The following is a 17,457-nucleotide window of genomic DNA, read 5'->3' on the forward strand; positions in this document are numbered from 1 at the left end:
TGGTAAATTTCCGCGTATCGAACGCGGAAATTTACCATTCATTCAATCTCGCAACCCATCCTGATTTCGCAACAAACAAGGTTGTGGAATGATGGTAGCGACAACGCAGATCCGCCAGCCGCCTGAGCTGCGGGACAGCGCCCCGGCACGGCTGGATCCCCGCGCCACGCGTCTGGCGCAATATGGCTTGAGCGACGGCACGCCCGATCCGGCGTTTGACGAGCTGGCCTGCCTGGCCGGCTATATCGGTGAGTGCGCGGCGGCGCTGATCTGTTTTTTCACCGCCGAGGATCAATGGATCAAAGGGCGCTGGGCGCGGCGCGGCGCGGGTTGCCGGCTGCAGCCCCCCGCCACCCCGCTCTACGATATTTCGCTGCACCAGCCAGGCGAAATCCTGACCGGCTTGGCGGTGGACGGGGCCGCGCAGCTCTTCGCGCCGATGAAGCTGAACCTGCAGGCGGCGATGCCGCTTTGCGCGCCGGATGGCGAGGTGCTGGGCGCCATCCTGCTGGCCGATAGGCAGCCGCTGAAACTGCATCCCCGGCAAAGCCGGGCGCTGAAGCTGCTGGCGGCGCAAATCCTGGAGCAGCTGGAGCTGCGCCGCACCTTGCTGGGTCTGTCGCAGGCCAATGGCTGGCTGGCGCAACAGGCGGTCACGGATTTTCTCACCGCCACCCCCAACCGCCGCGCGCTCGATAAACGGCTGGACATGGAAATCGCCCGCGCCGGGCGCACCGGGGATCCGCTTTGCCTGTTGCTGCTGGATATCGACCATTTCAAGGCGGTGAATGACGAGTTCGGCCACCAGGCCGGGGACACCACCTTGCAGGAGGTGGCGCGCACCTTGCAGGCAGGTCTGCGGCCCTATGATTTCCTGGCGCGCTATGGCGGGGAGGAATTCGCGGTGCTGCTGCCCGCCACCAATCTGGCGGATGCGCTGGTGGTGGCCGAGCGGCTGCGCGCCACCATCGCCGGCACCGGCTTCACCTATGGCCGGCTGACCATCTCCATCGGCGTCTCCCGGCTGGACCCCGCCTCCGGCGCGCAGGCCTTGACGATGGCCGCGGATAACGGGCTCTACCGCGCCAAGGCGGCGGGGCGAAACCGGGTGCTGATCGGCAAGCTCAACCCGGGCGACCCGTCAGGCTCGGCCCGGCTTTAGCGCCACAAGCTTCCAGCTTGAGGCACTAGCTTTGGTTTTGGCGAGCAATTTCATGCGTTGAGGGTGACGCGGGCGCGTCACCTTCAACGCATATTGCTCTAGCGCTGGGTTTTGGCGCAGTAGAAGGTGGAACGGCCGGATTGGGTGATCTGGCTGATCCCGCCGCAGGCCGGCGGGCCGGGGCAGTGCTCGCAGGGCTCGCCGGCGCGGCCATAGACCTTCCAGCCATGCTGGAAATAGCCCAGCTCGCCGCTCGGCTGCACATAATCGCGCAAGGATGAGCCGCCGGCCGCAATCGCCTCGATCAGCGTCGCCCGCACCTGCTCGGCCAGCTTATCCATACGCGGCCGGGAGATTTTGCCCGCCGCGCGGGTGGGGGCGATACCGGCGCGGAACAGCGCCTCGCTGGCATAGATATTGCCGATGCCGGCAACCACTTTCTGGTCCAGCAGAAACGCCTTGATCGGCGCGCCGCGGCCCTTGGCCAGCCCCGCCAGATAGGCGCCGGAGAATTCATTGCCCAAAGGCTCCGGCCCCATCCCGGCCAGCAGCCTGTGGCTGTCCTCCTCCATTGTGCGCACCAGATCCAGCGCCCCGAAACGGCGCGGATCGACAAAGCCGACGCGCCCGCCCGCTTCGGTCTCCAGCGTCAGATGCTCATGCAGCGCCTCCTGCCTGTCCAGCAGCATCCGGCCGGACATGCCGAGATGGATCAGCACCGACCAGCCATTATCCAGCCGCATCAGCATGAACTTGCCCCGCCGCCGGAAGCCCAGCACGACCGATCCGGTGAGCAGGCGCGGCAGCTCTGGCGGCACCGGCCAACGTATATCGGCGCGGCGCAGAATGGCGTGGGAAATGCGCTGACCTGTCAGATGACCGTCCAGACCGCGCATCACGGTTTCGACCTCGGGGAGTTCCGGCATGGCAAAACGAGGCTATATAGGCGCTCATGACCCAGAACAATGCCGACGACATCGCCGATTTCGGTTTCCGCTCCGTCCCCCGCGAGGAGAAGAGCACGCTGGTGCGCGAAGTGTTCGATTCCGTGGCTGGAAAATACGATATCATGAACGATCTGATGTCGCTTGGCATCCACCGGCTCTGGAAGCGCGAATTCCTCACCGCCCTGGACCCGCGCCCCTATCACAAGCTGCTGGATCTGGCGGCCGGCACCGGGGACATTACCTTCGGCTGGCTCAAGCGCGGCGGCGGCCCGGTGGTGATGTCCGATATCAACGAGTCGATGCTCAATGTCGGGCGGGACCGCGCCACCGCCAATGGCCATCTGGCCGATATCGAGTTCCTGGTGACCGATGCCGAGGCGATTCCCTTGCCGGATGCGAGCTTTGATCGCATCTCCATGGCCTTTGGCCTGCGCAACTGCACCAACAAGGACAAGGTGATCGCCGAGGCGCAGCGCCTGTTGCGGCCGGGCGGGCGCTTCATGGTGCTGGAATTTTCCCAGCTGCAGATCGCCGGGCTGGAGAGGCTCTATGATGCCTGGTCCTTCCAGGCGCTGCCGAAAATCGGCGGCATCATCGCCAAGGATAGCGCCAGCTACCAGTACTTGGCCGAGAGCATCCGCATGTTCCCCAAGCAGGAGGAGCTGAAGCGCATGTTCGAGGCGGCCGGGTTTGAGCGTGTGACCTACCGCAATCTCTCCGGCGGCATCGCCGCCATCCATGCCGGCTGGAAGCTGTGAAACGCATCCTGCTCATCGTCTCCGGCGGCATTGCCGCCTATAAGGCGCTGGAGCTGGTAAGGCTGGCGACCAAAGCCGGGCTGGGCGTGACGGCGGTGCTGACCAAGGCCGGGGCGGAGTTCGTGACGCCCCTCTCCTTGCAGGCGCTGACGGGATCAAAAATCTATCAGGATCTGTTCTCGCTGACCGATGACAGCGAGATGGGCCATATCGAGCTTTCCCGCGCCGCCGATCTGGTGGTGGTCGCCCCCGCCAGCGCGGACATCCTCGCCAAAATGACCGCCGGGCTGGCGGATGATCTGGCCAGCACGCTGCTGCTCGCCACCGATAAGCGCGTGCTCGTCGCCCCGGCGATGAATGTGCGCATGTGGCAGCACCCGGCCACCGAAGCCAATATCGCGACGCTGAAGGCGCGCGGCGTGCTGGTGGTGGAGCCCGATGAGGGCCCGATGGCCTGCGGCGAATATGGCCCTGGCCGTCTGGCCGAGCCGCCGATGATTTTGGCCGGCATCCTCGCCGCGTTGCATGACGGGCCGCTCAAAGGCAAGCACGCCATCGTCACCTCCGGCCCGACCCATGAGCCGATCGACCCGGTGCGCTATATCGCCAACCGCTCCTCGGGCAAGCAGGGCCATGCCATCGCCGCCGCGCTGGCGGCATTGGGGGCGCGGGTGACGCTGATTTCCGGCCCGGTCGCGTTGCCGGACCCGTTCGGGGTGGAGCTGGTGAAGGTGGAAACTGCCCGGCAGATGCAGGCGGCGGTGCAGGCTGCCTTGCCCGCCGACATCGCCGTGTGTGCCGCCGCCGTCGGCGATTGGCGGCCGGTGAGCGAGGCCACGCAAAAGCTGAAAAAGGACGGCTCGGGGGCGGGCGCCCTCAGCCTCACCGAAAACCCGGATATTCTGGCCGGGCTCTGCGCCCCCTCGCCCACCCGCCCGCAGCTCGTCGTCGGCTTCGCGGCGGAGACGGAGATGCTGGCCGAACATGCCGCCGCCAAGCGCGCCCGCAAAGGCTGCGACTGGCTGGTGGCGAATAATGTCGGCGGCACCGGCATCATGGGCGGGGATGAGAATGAGGTGCTGCTGCTGACCGCGGATGGCGCCGAGCCCTGGGCCAGGATGAACAAACAGGCGGTCGCCGAAAAACTCGCCGCGAAGATTGGAGCCTATTTCGAATGAATGCCGTGACCGTGACCATCAAGCGCCTCGCCCATGGCGAGGGGCTGGAGCTGCCCGCCTACGCCACCAAGGGGGCGGCGGGCATGGATCTGCTGGCGGCGGTAAGCGCGCCGGTGAGTATTCCGCCGGGCGGGCGCGCCTTGATCCCCACCGGCTTCTGCATCGCGCTGCCGCCCGGCTATGAGCTGCAGATCCGCCCACGCTCGGGCCTGGCTTTGAAGAACGGCATCACCTTGCCCAACAGCCCCGGCACCATCGACGAGGATTATCGCGGCGAAGTCGGTGTCATTGTGCTGAACATGGGCGATGCCGCCTTTGAGGTGACGCGCGGCATGCGCATCGCCCAGGCGGTGCTGGCGCCGGTGGTGCGCGCGAGCTGGAACGAGGTGGCGGAGCTGGACGAAACCGCCCGCGGCACTGGCGGGTTTGGCTCGACAGGAACCAAATAACCCCAAGATAAAGTTGAAAAAGTTTTTTGGGGCTCGGCCCTTTTTTGCAAAAAAGGGTCGAAAACACGTCGGGGGGTTTTTGAAAAAATATCCCCACACCCGCCAAAAACTTTTACGCCATCGTCGCGGCCGGCTTGTCACCAAAGCGCAATGCTTTCCCTAGGTGACAAAGCGCTGCCACATGGCTAAGGGGGGCTTAAACCCTCCACCCGAAGCCAGGCGGCCTGATGAAGAATTACACCCCTCCTGCCCTGGCTGGGCATCGCATGCCGAACCGCTTCGACGGTGCGGCGATGCTGATGGTCATGGGGCTGCTGATCGCGCTGGTCGAGGTCGGGCGCAGCACCATCGCCACCCCGATCGCGCAGATCCAGAACACGCCGATCCATCTGGACCCGGCCTGGCTGCCTTATTACGCGCTGCGCTCCACCGCGCGCATGTTCGCGGCCTTGTTCTTCTCGCTGGTCTTCACCTTCACCTACGCCACGCTGGCGGCGAAATCCCGCCGCGCCGGCCAGGTGCTGATCCCGATTTTGGACATTCTGCAGTCCGTGCCGATCCTGGGCTTCCTCACCTTCACCACCGTGTTCTTCCTGCATCTCTTCCCCGGCCAGGTGATGGGGGCGGAGCTGGCCTCGGTATTTGTTATCTTCACCAGCCAGGCCTGGAACATGGCCTTCAGCTTCTACCAATCCCTCACCACCCTGCCGGCGGATTTGCAGGAAGCCTCGCGCTCCTTCCGCCTCTCCCCCTGGCAGCGTTTCTGGAAGCTGGACGTGCCCTTCGCCATGCCCGGGCTGGTCTGGAACACCATGCTGTCAATGTCCGGCGGCTGGTTCTTCGTCGTCGCCTCCGAGGCGGTGACGGTCGGCAACACCCAGTTCACCCTGCCCGGCATCGGCTCCTATGTGGCGGTGGCGCTGGCGAAGGAAGATCTGCACGCGATCATCTACGCCATCATCGCCATGCTGGTGGTGATTTTGCTGTATGATCAGCTGATCTTCCGGCCGCTGGTGGCATGGTCCGGCAAGTTCCGCTTCGAGACCACGGCCGCCACCTCCGGGCCCGAGCCCTGGATGCTGAAGCTGCTGCGCCGCACCGCTCTGTTCCGGGCCATCGGCGAGGTGATTGGCGGGGCCTTCGGGCGGGTGTTCCGGCTGCGCCTCTCTCTGCGCCAGCCCGGCCAGGTGGATGAAACCAGCGAGCCCTCGCGCATCGTCGACGGCATCTGGTATCTGCTGATCGCCGCCATCGCGGTTTATGCCGCCTGGCAGATCGTCGCCTATGTCTCCGGCACGCTGCATTGGCGCGACCTCGGCACGGCGCTGCTGATGGGCGTCTATACCGCCATTCGCGTCGCGGTGCTGATGGCGATCGCCTCGCTGGTCTGGGTGCCGATCGGCGTCTGGATCGGGTTGCGGCCGAAAGCGACGCGCATCGCCCAGCCGGTGGCGCAGTTCCTCGCCGCCTTCCCGGCCAATCTGCTGTTCCCGCCTTTCGTGCTGTTCATCGTGATGTTCCGTCTGAACGCCGATATCTGGCTGACCCCGCTGATGCTGATCGGCACGCAATGGTATCTGCTGTTCAACGTCATCGCCGGCGCGGCCGCCTTTCCGGGGGACATGAAGGAGGCGGTGGCGAATTTCAACATTCGCGGCCTGCTCTGGTGGCGCAAGGTGATGATCCCCGGCATCCTGCCTTATTACATCACCGGGGCGATCACCGCTTCCGGCGGCGCCTGGAATGCCTCCATCGTCGCCGAGGTGGCGAGCTGGGGCACCCACACCCTCACCGCCCACGGGCTTGGCGCCTATATCGCCCAGGCCACCAGCAATGGCGACACGCCGCGCGTCGTGCTCGGCGTGGTGGTGATGTCCTGCTTCGTCATTCTCTTCAACCGCATTCTCTGGCGGCCGCTTTATGCCTACGCCGTCCGCCGCACCACGCTGGGGTAAACGCCATGGACCAGACCAACATCCCGCTCGTCTCCGTGCGCAATTGCCGGCAGGCCTACCATAAGGAAGCCAGCGCCGATCTGGTGGTGCTGGATGATGTCGATCTCACCTTGCATGAAGGCGAGATCGTCGCCCTGCTCGGCCGCTCGGGCTCCGGCAAATCCACGCTGCTGCGCATCGTCGCGGGCCTGCTGAAGCCGACCTCCGGCGAGGTGAACTGGCGCGGCAAGCCGCTCACCGGCCCCGCCCCCGGGGTCGCGATGGTGTTCCAGAGCTTTGCTTTGTTTCCCTGGCTCACCGTGCAGGAGAATGTCGAGCTCGGGCTGGAAGCTTTGCGGGTGAAAAAGGATGACCGCGAGGAGCGCTCGGAAGAGGCGATCGATCTGATTGGGCTTGGCGGTTATGATGGCGCCTATCCGAAGGAGCTTTCGGGCGGCATGCGCCAACGCGTGGGCCTGGCCCGCGCGCTGGTGGTGCATCCCGATCTGCTGCTGATGGACGAGCCGTTTTCGGCGCTGGACGTGCTGACCGCCGAGACGCTGCGCACCGACCTCATCGATCTCTGGATGGACGGCAAGCTGCCGGTGAAATCCATTTTGATCGTCACACATAATATCGAGGAGGCGGTGCTGATGGCGGACCGCATCCTGGTGTTCTCCTCCAATCCCGGCCGTGTGGCGCATGAGCTGAAAGTGCCCTTCGCGCATCCGCGCAACCGCTTCGATCCCGCCTTCCGTGAGATGGTGGACGATATTTACGGCATCATGACCCGGCGCAAGGCGCCGGAGGTGCACACCGCCGCCACCGCCGCGCCCAACCCGTTCGCGCATGTGCTGCATCCGGTCGGCACCAACCTCATCGCCGGTCTGCTGGAGACGCTGAAGAGCGAGCCTTATAATGGCCGCGCCGATCTTCCCGCCCTGGCCGCCGCCTTGCAGTTCGAAGTGGATGAGTTGCTGCCGCTGGGCGAGACACTGAGCATGCTGGGCTTCGCGGTGCTGGAAGAGGGTGACATCCTCATCACCGAAACCGGACGGCGCTTCGCCGATGCGGAGACGGAGGACCGCAAGGAGATCTTCGCCGAGGCGCTGCGCACGCATGTGCCGCTGATCGGCGCGATCCGCAGCGTCATCGACCAGCGCTCCAACCATCGCGCCGCCGCGGTGCGCTTCCGCGACCAGCTGGAGGATCATATGTCCCCCGAATATGCGGAAGAGACGCTGCGCACGGTGATTTCCTGGGGCCGTTACGCGGAAATCTTCGAATATGACGAAGAGGCGCAGCAATTCGGCCTTGAGGAAGAAGACGAGGACGAGGCAGAAGAATAAGGGCGTGGGCGTTGGGGCGTCGTTGCCAACGCCCCAAACGTTTTGCCGCTTTTTTGAAAAAAAGCGGCACCAAAAAACTTTTATTTCTGAATAAACTTCAGCAAATCTTCGTTGAACGCGTCCGCCTGGATCTGCGCCAGACCATGGCTGCCGCCCGCATAAATCTTCAGCTCCGCGCCTTTGACAAAATTCACGCTGCGCAGCGCGGCATTGCCGATCGGCACAATCTGGTCGTCATCGCCATGCGCAATCAGCGTCGGCACGTCGATCGCCTTCAGATCCTCGGTGAAATCCGTCTCAGAGAATTGCTTGATACAATCGAGCAACGCCTTGATCCCGCCTTGCATGCCGGCCAGCCAGAACGCCTCGCGCACGCCTTCCGAAACCTGTGCCCCCTCGCGGTTGGCGTTGTAGAACGGAATGGTCAGATCCTTGAAGAATTGTGAGCGGTCGCGGCGCACCCCGGCGCGGATGCCGTCAAACACCTCCATCGGCACACCCTCGGGATTGGCCGCGCCCTTCAGCATCACCGGCGGCACCGCCCCCAGCAACACCGCCTTGGCCACGCGCTTGGTGCCGTGCCGGCCGATATAGCGCGCCACCTCGCCACCGCCGGTTGAATGGCCGACATGGATGGCCTCCTTCAAATCCAGCGCCGCGGTCAGCGCCGCCAGATCGTCGGCATAGGTGTCCATGTCATTGCCGGTCCAGGTCTGTTCGGAGCGGCCATGGCCACGGCGGTCATGGGCAATCACGCGGTAGCCGCGCTCGCCGAGGAAATTCATCTGCGAATCCCAGGCATCCGCACTCAGCGGCCAGCCATGGCTGAACACAACCGGCTGCCCCTTGCCCCAATCCTTGTAGAAAATCTGCGTGCCGTCTTTCGCGGTGATCGTACTCATTTGATAGTCTCCAGTTTTGTTTTGGCGATTAAATCGTGAACGACTATTTATCGTACTCTATTTCATAAGTCAATCGCGCACGATATAATCGGCAAACCTTTTTTGTTTGGAGATCCCGCCATGGATGCTGGACGACAAAACCAACCGGACCTCACCGCCCGGCTCGACGATTTTCTCTGCTTCTCGATCTACGCGGCCGAGCACGCCTTCAGCCGCGCCTACAAGCCGCTGCTGGCGGAAATCGGCCTGACCTATCCGCAATATCTGGCGATGACGCTGCTCTGGGAGGAGGATGACCAGACGGTCGGCCGGCTCAGCCAGCGCCTGTCGCTGGAATCCAGCACCCTCACCCCGCTTTTGAAGCGGCTGGAGGCGGATGGGCTGCTCTCACGCCATCGCGATACCAAGGATGAGCGTGTGGTCCGGGTCAAGCTGACCCCGGCCGGCGATAAGCTCCGGCAAAAGGCGCAAAACGTCCCCGCCTGCATTCTGCAGGCGACCGGGATGAGCCTGGAGGAGCTGGGGGCCTTGCGCGCGCAGATCGTGGCGCTGACCAAGCGGCTGCAAACGGCCGCCGGCAGTGATTAGAGCCTGATCGGTTCAGATTGAATCGCGAAGCGATCAAGCTGAACCGTGAATCAGCCTCTCACTCAAAACGTTAGAGCGCGTTCAGGGTGACGCAACCGCGTCAGCCTAAACACATATTGCTCTAACGTTTGATCAAGGACCAGTAGACCGGCTTGCGCCCGGCGGCGATGGCCTTTTCCTTGTAGCGCGTATGCGGCCAGCCATCGGGATGGACATCCACCCGGCTGACCGTGAACAGATCCTGCCCGGCCAGCACCTCATCCGTCCAGCCCTGATAGGTCGGATCGTCGGAGGCGATGCGCCATTCCCCACCCTGGCGCAGCGCCCGGGCGGCTTGCGGGATCATGTCCGGATGCACGAAGCGGCGCTTGGCGTGGCGGGCTTTCGGCCAGGGGTCGGGGAACATCAGGAACAGCTTGGAGAGCGCGCCATCTTCGAAACCGCGCAGCAGCGGGCGGGCATCCTCAGTGTAGAGCCGCAGATTGGGCAGCGGGGTCGGCGCGCCGGCGCCATCCGGGGCGATGCGCGAGAGCAGCGAGCAGATGCCGTTATCGAACACTTCCGCGGCGATATAGCCGACATCCGGGTTGGCGCGGGCCAGCTCATAGGCATGCTCGCCACCGCCGAAACCGACTTCCAGCCAGATCTCGCGGGGGGTGATCGTGAAGGGGGCCGTCGGCCAGGCGGTTCGCGGCAGGAAGTTTTCCAGCAGCCATTCCTGGCGGGGGCGCAGCGCCTTGCCGTGGGCGCGGCCATAAAGCCGGTCGGGTTGGGGTTTCAGGGCGGTCATGGTCAGGCTCTTTGCCTGCGCACGAGCGCCACGCCAAGCCCCGCCACCGCCATCCCCACCCAGGCCAGGGCCGGCATCGCCTCGCCCAGCAGCCCCCAGGCCATCAGCCCGGAGACCGGCGGCACCAGATAGAACAAGGCCGAAACCTGCGAGGCGGCGCCAAAGCGCAGCATGGCGATATAAAGCGAGATCGCGATCAGCGAATTGCCGATGACCAGATAGGCCATGCTGGCGATGAACGGCGTGGTGAGATGCAGGCTGAAATGCAGCAGCGCGAAGGGCAGCGTGGTGACCAGCCCGACCACATATTGCACGATATTCGCCGCCACCGGGTGCATGCCGGTGGAAAAGCGCTTCTCATAGAGGGTCGCGGCCACCATGCCGAGCAGCGCGCCGATGGAGAAGATCACGCCCAGCGGCGAAATATGCCCGGTTTCGCCATAGCCGAGAATGGTGATGGCGGCCCCGCAGAAGCCCAGCCCCAGCCCGGCCCAGCCTTTGGCGCCGATGCGCTCGCGCACCAGCAAAGGGGCGAGCACGCCGACCAGCAGCGGCTGCAGCGACACCACCAGCGCCACCACCCCGGCGGAGGTGCCGCGCGCGAAGGCGGCGTAGCACATGCCGAAATAGATGGTCTGGATGCAGAACCCGACCACCGCGACATGCAGCAGGGCGATGCGCTGTTTGGGCAGCGCCGGGCGCAGCCAGAGCGCGACCGGCACCAGCACCGCCAGCGCCAGCGCATAACGCACCGCCAGGAAGGTGAAGGGGGCGGCGTACTGGATGCCGGTCTTGGAGACTGGAAACCCGGCCGACCACAGCATCAGGAACAGGAAAGGCGCGGCGCGCAGCCAGCCCGGCGGGGCGTCTTCGGGGGTCATGGGGCCTCAAAAAGCAACGGCCCAGGGCAAACGCCCCAGGCCAAAAGTCGCAAAAGTTTTTGGGGGTGTGGGGGCTTTTTTCAAAAAGCCCCCACTCTTTCCCTGGAAACTTCTATTAACGCCCGAAGGCGCTCTTCAGCGCCGGCACCAGGTCGGTCTTCTCCCAGGTGAAGGTGCCCAGCTCGTCATCCGGGGTGCGGCCGAAATGGCCGAAGGCGGAGGTCGGCACATAGATCGGGCGGTTCAGCTGCAGATGCTCGCGAATGCCGCGCGGGGTCAGGTTGACCAGCTCGCGCAGGGTCTTCGCCACCTTGTCCTCGTCGACATCCTTGCCGGTGCCGTGCAGATCGACATAGAGCGACAGCGGCTGCGACACGCCGATGGCATAAGAGAGCTGCAGCGTGCAGCGCTCGGCTAGGCCGGCGGCGACCACGTTCTTCGCCAGATAGCGCGAGACATACGCGGCGGAGCGGTCAACCTTCGTCGGGTCCTTGCCGGAGAAGGCGCCGCCGCCATGCGGGGCCGCGCCGCCATAGGTGTCGACGATGATCTTGCGCCCGGTCAGGCCGCAATCGCCATCCGGGCCGCCGATCTCGAAGATGCCGGTCGGGTTGACGTAGAATTCCTTGTCCTCCGGCATCCAGCCCTCGGGCAGCGCCGCCTTGACGATCGGGCGGAGCATCTCCTTGACCTTCTCCGGGCTGTAGCCCGGCTCGTGCTGGATGGAGACGACCACGGAGGTCGCCCCCACCGGCTTGCCGTCGACATATTTCAGCGTCACCTGGCTCTTGGCGTCCGGCAGCAGGCCCTTGACCTGGCTGTCGGCGGCGCGGCGCAGCTCGGAGATGCGGCGCAGGATCAGATGGGAATAATAGATCGGGGCCGGCATCAGCGCCTTGGTCTCGGAGCTGGCATAGCCGAACATGATGCCCTGGTCGCCCGCCCCCTCATCCTTGTTGCCGGCGGCATCCACGCCCACCGCGATATGCGCGGACTGGGCGTGCAGATGCACGGAGATCTCTGCATTCTTCCAGGAGAAGCCCTCCTGGTCATAGCCGATATCATGCACCGCCAGACGGGCCAGATGGGCCAGATATTCCTTGGTGATATTGTCCGGCCCGCGCACCTCGCCGGCCAGGATGATGCGGTTGGTGGTCACCAGCGTTTCGCAGGCCACGCGCGCGTAAGGGTCGGCCGCCAGATAGGCGTCGACGACGGTATCCGAAATCCGGTCGGCAACCTTGTCCGGATGACCCTCGGACACGGACTCAGAGGTGAACAGAAACTCTCCGCGATCGCGCATGTAAAACCCCCGTATGACTTGGTGTTGCAGACCGGTCAGTCGGCAACGGCGCGGTCCGGATGGCGCATCGGGGGGCTGGGGTCAATATGCCACGCCGCCCCTATGCTTGGCGCGTTTGCCGTATCGCCCCACCCGCCAAGCCCGCATTGGCACGGCGCTTTCGCAAAAGCGGGAAAACTGGGCGGGATTTTTGGAAAATCCCAGGCGCCGGAGAAGATTCCGGCCTTTGGATAAACTGTCTAAAGTTTCAAGAAATCCTTCATGCCATACAGCCCTGCCGGCTGCGCATGCACCCAGAGTGCGGCGCGCACCGCGCCGGAGGCGAAGACCTTGCGGTCGAAGGCATGGTGGGTGAGGCTGATCTGCTCATCCCCGGCGGTGAAGCTCAGCGTGTGGGAGCCGATGATCTGGCCGCCGCGCAAGGTCGCGAAGCCGATCTCGCCATCCTGGCGCGGGCCGGTATGGCCATCGCGGCCGGAGACGATGACATCCGCCAGCTTCACCCCGCGCCCGGCCGCCACCGCATGGCCGATGGCCAGGGCGGTGCCGGAGGGCGCATCCACCTTCTGGCGGTGATGCATCTCGAGGATCTCGGCGTCATACTGGCTGGCGGGCAGCGCGTGGCCGAGCTTCTCGGCCAGCAGCAGCAGCAGATTGACGCCTGTGCAGAAATTCGCAGATGCGATCACCGGGATCGTCCGCGCCGCCGCGGCGATCGCCGCCTCGTCCGCCGTGCCATAGCCGGTGGTGCCCAGCACCCAGGGGGTCTCGGTCTGCGCCAGGGCCGCGGCGTGCTCCCGCACCGTGCTGGCATGGGTGAAATCGATCACCACGTCCGACTCCCGCGCCAGCGCGGTGATGTCCGGGAAATGCGAGGCGCCCGGCGGGGCCATGCCGGAGCGGCTGGTACCGCCGGAGAGGGTAGCGGCGGCGGCGGCTTCCTGCGCCAGATAAATCCCCATGCGGCCGGAAATACCGGCGATGCCAATGCGTATGCTCATGGCGTTTGCATAGCCGGTTCCCGCCCAAATAAAAATCGCGGGAAACACGCAGATTTGTTGCGCCCTAAGATTGTCGAATGCTGGCGGTTTCGGATAGAACAAACATTGTCGCTTAAATTCAGGCTTTTACGAATGACGCCGGGAGAGTTTCAACGAATGGGTTCGAAGACGAGACCAATCCCGGCTAGCGCAGCATTCCTGGCCTTTTTCGGCCTCTCCGCCTGCGCGCTGCCCCCTGCCCAGCCGCCCGCCCCGCCGCAGCCTGCCGCCGCGCCGCAGCCTGCGCCCGACGCCACCGCCATCGTGCCGCCGGCCCCGAACCCGAACGCCTCGCCCTCCAACGCCGCCGGCTCCGCCGACGCGCTGGCCGCGATGGGCGATGCCTATTACACTGGCCATGGCGTGCCGCAGGATTATGCCACCGCCGCCAGCTGGTATGGCCGCGCGGCACCTCTGGGCAATGAGGATGCGCAATATCGCCTGGCGGTGATGTACCAGACCGGCACCGGCGTGCCCGCCGATGCCCAGGCCGCCGATTACTGGTTCGCCAAGGCCGCCGATCAGGGCAATCCCGACGCGGCGCTGGCCCTCGGCAACGCCTATACCAACGGCACCGGCGTACCCAAGGACGACGCCAAGGCCAGCGAATGGTTCGCCAAGGCCGCCGATGCGGGCAATGCCGAGGCGCAGAACAGCCTGGGCTATAATTACAATGCCGGGCTGGGCGTGAAGCAGAATTATACCAAGGCGGCGCAATATTTCACCGCCGCCGCGCAGCAGGGCAATGTGAAGGCGCAGTTCAATCTCGGCAATTACTACGCCCATGGCTATGGCGTGCCGCAGAGCGACGTTCTGGCCGCGCAATGGTGGCAGAAAGCCGCCGAACGCAACAATGCCGACGCCCAGGATGCGCTTGGCAACGCCTATGCCTATGGCGCCGGGGTGCCGGCCAACCCGGGCAAGGCGGCCTATTGGTGGCAGCGCGCCGCCGCGCAAGGCAACAAGCCCGCCCAGTTCAGCCTGAGCCAGGCTCTCTCGACGGGGAGCGGAGTGAAACGCGATGCACAGAAATCTGCCTACTGGTTGCTGCTCGCCACGGCGCCCTAATTTGCTGCGCCTAGGCCTGGCCGGCGCGGCCTGCCTGATGCTTGGCGCCTGCGCGACGCCGCAGCAGACCAGCCAGTTCGCCCCGGGCAATGACACGCTCAACGTCGCCGATGCCGCCATCGCCGGCGGCAATCCGCAGATGGCGCTGAAAATCGCGCAATCCACCCTGGCGCAGAACCCGCACGACCTGCAGGCGCTGTATCACGAGGGCGCGGCCTATTACGCGATGGATCGCTGCGAGGATTCCATCGCCGCCTACAGGCTGGCGCTGGGGCAGAACCCGCGCTCCTCCGAAGCCCAGACCGGAATCGGCCGCTGCCTGATCCGCCGCAACGCGCCGGAGGCGGAGCGCGCCTTCGCCGCCGCGGTGGCGGACGACCCGCAAAACGCCGATGCGCAGAGCGATCTCGGCGTGGCCCGCGCGCTCAGCGGCAACGCCGCCGGGGCGGTGGCGCCGCTGCAGCAGGCGCTGCTGCTCGCCCCCGGGAACATCGCCACCGAGGTCAATCTCGGCATGGCGCTGGCGCTGTCCGGCAACAGCGCCGATGCGCTGCAATATCTCGGCCCGCTGGCGATCTCGGATAACGCCACCCCGAAAATCCGCGCCGATTACGCGCTGGCTTTGGTCGGCAGCGGCCGGGCCGATGAGGCGCGGCAGGTGCTGGCCAATGATCTCCCGCCGGACCAAGCGCGCAGCGCGGTTGCCGCCTATCAGCAATTGCTGAACGCCCCTGCCGCCCAGGCCAGCCTGGCGCCGGCCGACCAGACCGCTTCACTGGCCCCTGCCGCGCCGCAGACCGCGCCGGTGGCAATGCAGGCGCCGGTGCCGCGGAGCGTGGCGCTGCCGGTTCCCGCGCCCAGCCCCGCGCCGGCGCCGCGCCCGCTTCGGCCCGCCCCGCCAGCCCTGCCGGCGCCGCTCCTCACCCAGGCGCCCGCCGCCGTGCCGGAGACGCCGGTCATCACCCCGGCCGTCGCCCGCTTCCCGGCCGGCAGCCTGCCCTGGGCCCGACCGGAAGCGACCGAGGTGGCGGAGCCGGTGACACCATCCGCCGCCCCGGCCAAGCCGAAAGCCGTCCATAAGCCAGAGCATCATCAGCAGGTGGCGCATCGGGTGGCGCACCGTGCCGCGCCGCGTGCCAGGCCAGAAAAGCACGCCCCTGCCCCGCTGATGTCGTCCAGCGGCGCGATGCCGGAACTGGCACCCGGCACCGAGATTTTGCGTTAGAGTAGTAGGCGTTTGGATTGACGCGCCAGCGTCAGTCAGGATGAACACCTCAAACTGCCCGCTCATACCAAAGCGAGAGCCTCAAGCATGAGGCTCTCGGGCTGGGGTTTTACCCGGGGCGATGGCGCCATCGCCCCCGAATGTCTCGCCGCAATCCCGACCCAGACCAGGCGGCGCCAAAACCTTTGGCCTACATGCCGCCCGGATAGTTCGGCCCGCCCGCACCTTCCGGCACCACCCAGTTGATGTTCTGGGTCGGGTCCTTGATGTCGCAGGTTTTGCAATGCACGCAATTCTGCGCGTTGATCTGCAGCTGCGGCGCATTCGCCTCCACCCCGACGATCTCATAAACGCCAGCCGGGCAATAGCGCGTCTCCGGGCTGGCATACTCGTTATAATTGACGCTGATCGCCTTCGCCGGATCCAGCAGCGTCAGATGCGCCGGCTGGTTTTCCTCATGATTGGTGTTGGAGAGAAACACCGAGGAGAGGCGATCGAAGGTCAGCTTGCCATCGGGCTTGGGGTAGTCGATCGGCGTGCAATCCTTGGCCTTCTTCAGCTGGCTGTAATCGGCATGGTTCTTCAGCGTCCAGGGCGCCTTGCCCTTGAACACATAGGTTTCCAGCGCCGCGTTGATCAGTCCGCCATAGAGCCCGAACTTGGCAAAGCCGGGGCGGATATTGCGCACCTGATGCAGCTCCGGCCACACCCAGCTCGCCTCCAGCTTTTGCGGATAGGCGCTCAGCGTATCCGGCTTGTCCGCCGCAAAGGCTTCCACAATCGCTTCCGCCGCGACCATGCCGGACTTCATCGCCGTATGCGTGCCCTTGATCTTCGGCACATTCAGCGTGCCCGCCGCGCAGCCGATCATCACCCCGCCGGGGAAAGCCAGCTTCGGCAAAGACTGGAAGCCGCCTTCATTGATCGCGCGCGCGCCATAGGAAATCCGCTTGCCCCCTTCAAAGGTCGGCGCGATCGCCGGATGGGTCTTGAAGCGCTGGAATTCCTGGAAGGGCGAGAGATACGGATTCTTATAATCCAGCCCGATGACAAACCCGACCGCGACCAGGTTCTCACCAAAATGATACAGGAAGGAGCCGCCATAGGTGGCATTGTCCAGCGGCCAGCCGATGGAATGCTGGGTCAGCCCTTTGCGGAATTTTTCCGGCTTCACCTCCCACAGCTCCTTGATCCCCAGCCCGTAGGTCTGCGGGTCCACGCCCTCGCGAAGATTGAAGCTCGTCTCCAGCTGTTTGGTCAGCGAGCCGCGGCAGCCCTCGGCGAAAATCGTGTAGGTGGCGCGCAGCTCCATGCCGCGGGCATAATTGTCGGTCGGCTCGCCATCCTTGCCGATGCCCATATCCCCGGTAGCGACTCCGACGACGCGGCCATTCTCGATCAGCGTCTCCGCGGCGGCGAAGCCGGGATAGATCTCCACCCCCAGCTCCTCGGCCTGCTGGCCCAGCCAGCGCACGACATTGCCGAGCGAGACGATGTAATTGCCCTCATTATGCATCTGCGGCGGGGTCGGCAGCTTGCGCGCCCCATCCGGGGTCAGCATCAGGAATTCATCCGCGCTCACCGGCGTGGCCAGCGGGATCAGCCCGGGATCGACATCCGGGATCAGCTCTTTCAGCGCGCGCGGCTCCAGCACCGCGCCGGAGAGAATATGCGCGCCGATCTCCGAGCCCTTCTCGACGACGCAGACGGAAATCTCGGGGTTGAGCTGTTTCAGCCGGATCGCGCAAGAGAGACCGCCAGGCCCAGCCCCCACGACCACCACATCGAATTCCATAGCCTCACGCGGCAGCGCCTCGTCCGACATGATCGCGTCCTTTGTTATGTACCAGTTCTGCCCGTCTACTGAAAAATCTACCGGCGAG

Annotated in this window: 16 protein-coding genes; 9 read left to right on the forward strand and 7 right to left on the reverse strand. The window is 65.1% G+C overall.

The features are described from left to right. The first annotated feature begins 88 nt into the window (after positions 1–88). Positions 89–1,162 carry a GGDEF domain-containing protein gene (locus ACZ46S_RS04980; RefSeq protein ID WP_464063599.1) on the forward strand — a complete coding sequence of 358 codons (1,074 nt, stop codon included), beginning with the start codon at positions 89–91 and terminating at the stop codon, positions 1,160–1,162. A gap of 98 nt (positions 1,163–1,260) precedes the next feature. On the opposite strand, the gene mutM is transcribed toward ACZ46S_RS04980, so the two are convergent. Further along, on the reverse strand, positions 1,261–2,088 hold the full coding sequence (gene mutM, locus ACZ46S_RS04985; protein WP_464063600.1) for a bifunctional DNA-formamidopyrimidine glycosylase/DNA-(apurinic or apyrimidinic site) lyase: 828 nt from the start codon (positions 2,086–2,088) through the stop codon (positions 1,261–1,263). 26 nt (positions 2,089–2,114) lie between these two features. Between mutM and ubiE the strand changes: the two genes are divergently transcribed. The 5 genes from ubiE to ACZ46S_RS05010 all read left to right on the forward strand — a co-directional run bounded on the left by ubiE (position 2,115) and on the right by ACZ46S_RS05010 (position 7,777). Further along, positions 2,115–2,867, forward strand: coding sequence for a bifunctional demethylmenaquinone methyltransferase/2-methoxy-6-polyprenyl-1,4-benzoquinol methylase UbiE (gene ubiE, locus ACZ46S_RS04990; protein WP_464063601.1), 753 nt, complete (start codon positions 2,115–2,117; stop codon positions 2,865–2,867). Further along, complete coding sequence (gene coaBC / locus ACZ46S_RS04995; protein WP_464063602.1) at positions 2,864–4,045, forward strand: bifunctional phosphopantothenoylcysteine decarboxylase/phosphopantothenate--cysteine ligase CoaBC; 1,182 nt, start codon at positions 2,864–2,866, stop codon at positions 4,043–4,045. The genes ubiE and coaBC overlap by 4 nt, the downstream gene beginning before the upstream one ends. After that, complete coding sequence (dut, locus tag ACZ46S_RS05000; protein ID WP_464063603.1) at positions 4,042–4,494, forward strand: dUTP diphosphatase; 453 nt, start codon at positions 4,042–4,044, stop codon at positions 4,492–4,494. The genes coaBC and dut overlap by 4 nt, the downstream gene beginning before the upstream one ends. 227 nt (positions 4,495–4,721) lie before the next feature. Further along, positions 4,722–6,449 carry an ABC transporter permease gene (locus ACZ46S_RS05005; protein ID WP_295738241.1) on the forward strand — a complete coding sequence of 576 codons (1,728 nt, stop codon included), beginning with the start codon at positions 4,722–4,724 and terminating at the stop codon, positions 6,447–6,449. Between the two features lie 5 nt (positions 6,450–6,454). Then, complete coding sequence (locus tag ACZ46S_RS05010; RefSeq protein ID WP_464063604.1) at positions 6,455–7,777, forward strand: ABC transporter ATP-binding protein; 1,323 nt, start codon at positions 6,455–6,457, stop codon at positions 7,775–7,777. An 80-nt stretch (positions 7,778–7,857) separates the two neighbouring features. Here the strand turns inward: ACZ46S_RS05010 and ACZ46S_RS05015 are convergent, their stop codons facing one another. Continuing rightward, positions 7,858–8,679, reverse strand: a complete 822-nt coding sequence (locus ACZ46S_RS05015; protein ID WP_295738235.1) for an alpha/beta fold hydrolase — start codon at positions 8,677–8,679, stop codon at positions 7,858–7,860. Between the two features lie 120 nt (positions 8,680–8,799). Between ACZ46S_RS05015 and ACZ46S_RS05020 the strand changes: the two genes are divergently transcribed. After that, complete coding sequence (locus ACZ46S_RS05020; RefSeq protein WP_464063605.1) at positions 8,800–9,267, forward strand: MarR family winged helix-turn-helix transcriptional regulator; 468 nt, start codon at positions 8,800–8,802, stop codon at positions 9,265–9,267. A gap of 121 nt (positions 9,268–9,388) precedes the next feature. Here the strand turns inward: ACZ46S_RS05020 and trmB are convergent, their stop codons facing one another. The 4 genes from trmB to dapB form a co-directional block, all read right to left on the reverse strand. After that, positions 9,389–10,057, reverse strand: a complete 669-nt coding sequence (gene trmB / locus ACZ46S_RS05025) for a tRNA (guanine(46)-N(7))-methyltransferase TrmB (protein ID WP_464063606.1) — start codon at positions 10,055–10,057, stop codon at positions 9,389–9,391. A gap of 2 nt (positions 10,058–10,059) precedes the next feature. Further along, a complete protein-coding gene (locus ACZ46S_RS05030; RefSeq protein WP_464063607.1) occupies positions 10,060–10,938 on the reverse strand; it encodes a DMT family transporter in 879 nt (292 codons plus the stop codon). Positions 10,939–11,053: 115 nt separating this feature from the next. Continuing rightward, positions 11,054–12,241: a methionine adenosyltransferase gene (gene metK, locus ACZ46S_RS05035; protein ID WP_464063608.1), complete on the reverse strand. Its 1,188-nt coding sequence runs from the start codon at positions 12,239–12,241 to the stop codon at positions 11,054–11,056. Positions 12,242–12,480: 239 nt separating this feature from the next. Next, positions 12,481–13,242 carry a 4-hydroxy-tetrahydrodipicolinate reductase gene (gene dapB, locus ACZ46S_RS05040; protein WP_295738218.1) on the reverse strand — a complete coding sequence of 254 codons (762 nt, stop codon included), beginning with the start codon at positions 13,240–13,242 and terminating at the stop codon, positions 12,481–12,483. A gap of 156 nt (positions 13,243–13,398) precedes the next feature. On the opposite strand from dapB, the gene ACZ46S_RS05045 reads away from it, so the two are divergent. Then, positions 13,399–14,349, forward strand: coding sequence for a tetratricopeptide repeat protein (locus ACZ46S_RS05045; RefSeq protein ID WP_464063609.1), 951 nt, complete (start codon positions 13,399–13,401; stop codon positions 14,347–14,349). A gap of 1 nt (position 14,350) precedes the next feature. Then, positions 14,351–15,574 carry a tetratricopeptide repeat protein gene (locus tag ACZ46S_RS05050; RefSeq protein WP_464063610.1) on the forward strand — a complete coding sequence of 408 codons (1,224 nt, stop codon included), beginning with the start codon at positions 14,351–14,353 and terminating at the stop codon, positions 15,572–15,574. Between the two features lie 190 nt (positions 15,575–15,764). Here ACZ46S_RS05050 and ACZ46S_RS05055 read toward each other — a convergent pair whose 3' ends face one another. Continuing rightward, entirely contained in the window at positions 15,765–17,399 is a 1,635-nt protein-coding gene (locus ACZ46S_RS05055) for an electron transfer flavoprotein-ubiquinone oxidoreductase (RefSeq protein ID WP_295745008.1), read from the reverse strand. Between the last annotated feature and the right edge of the window lie 58 nt (positions 17,400–17,457).

Source organism: Acidocella aluminiidurans (assembly GCF_055383125.1).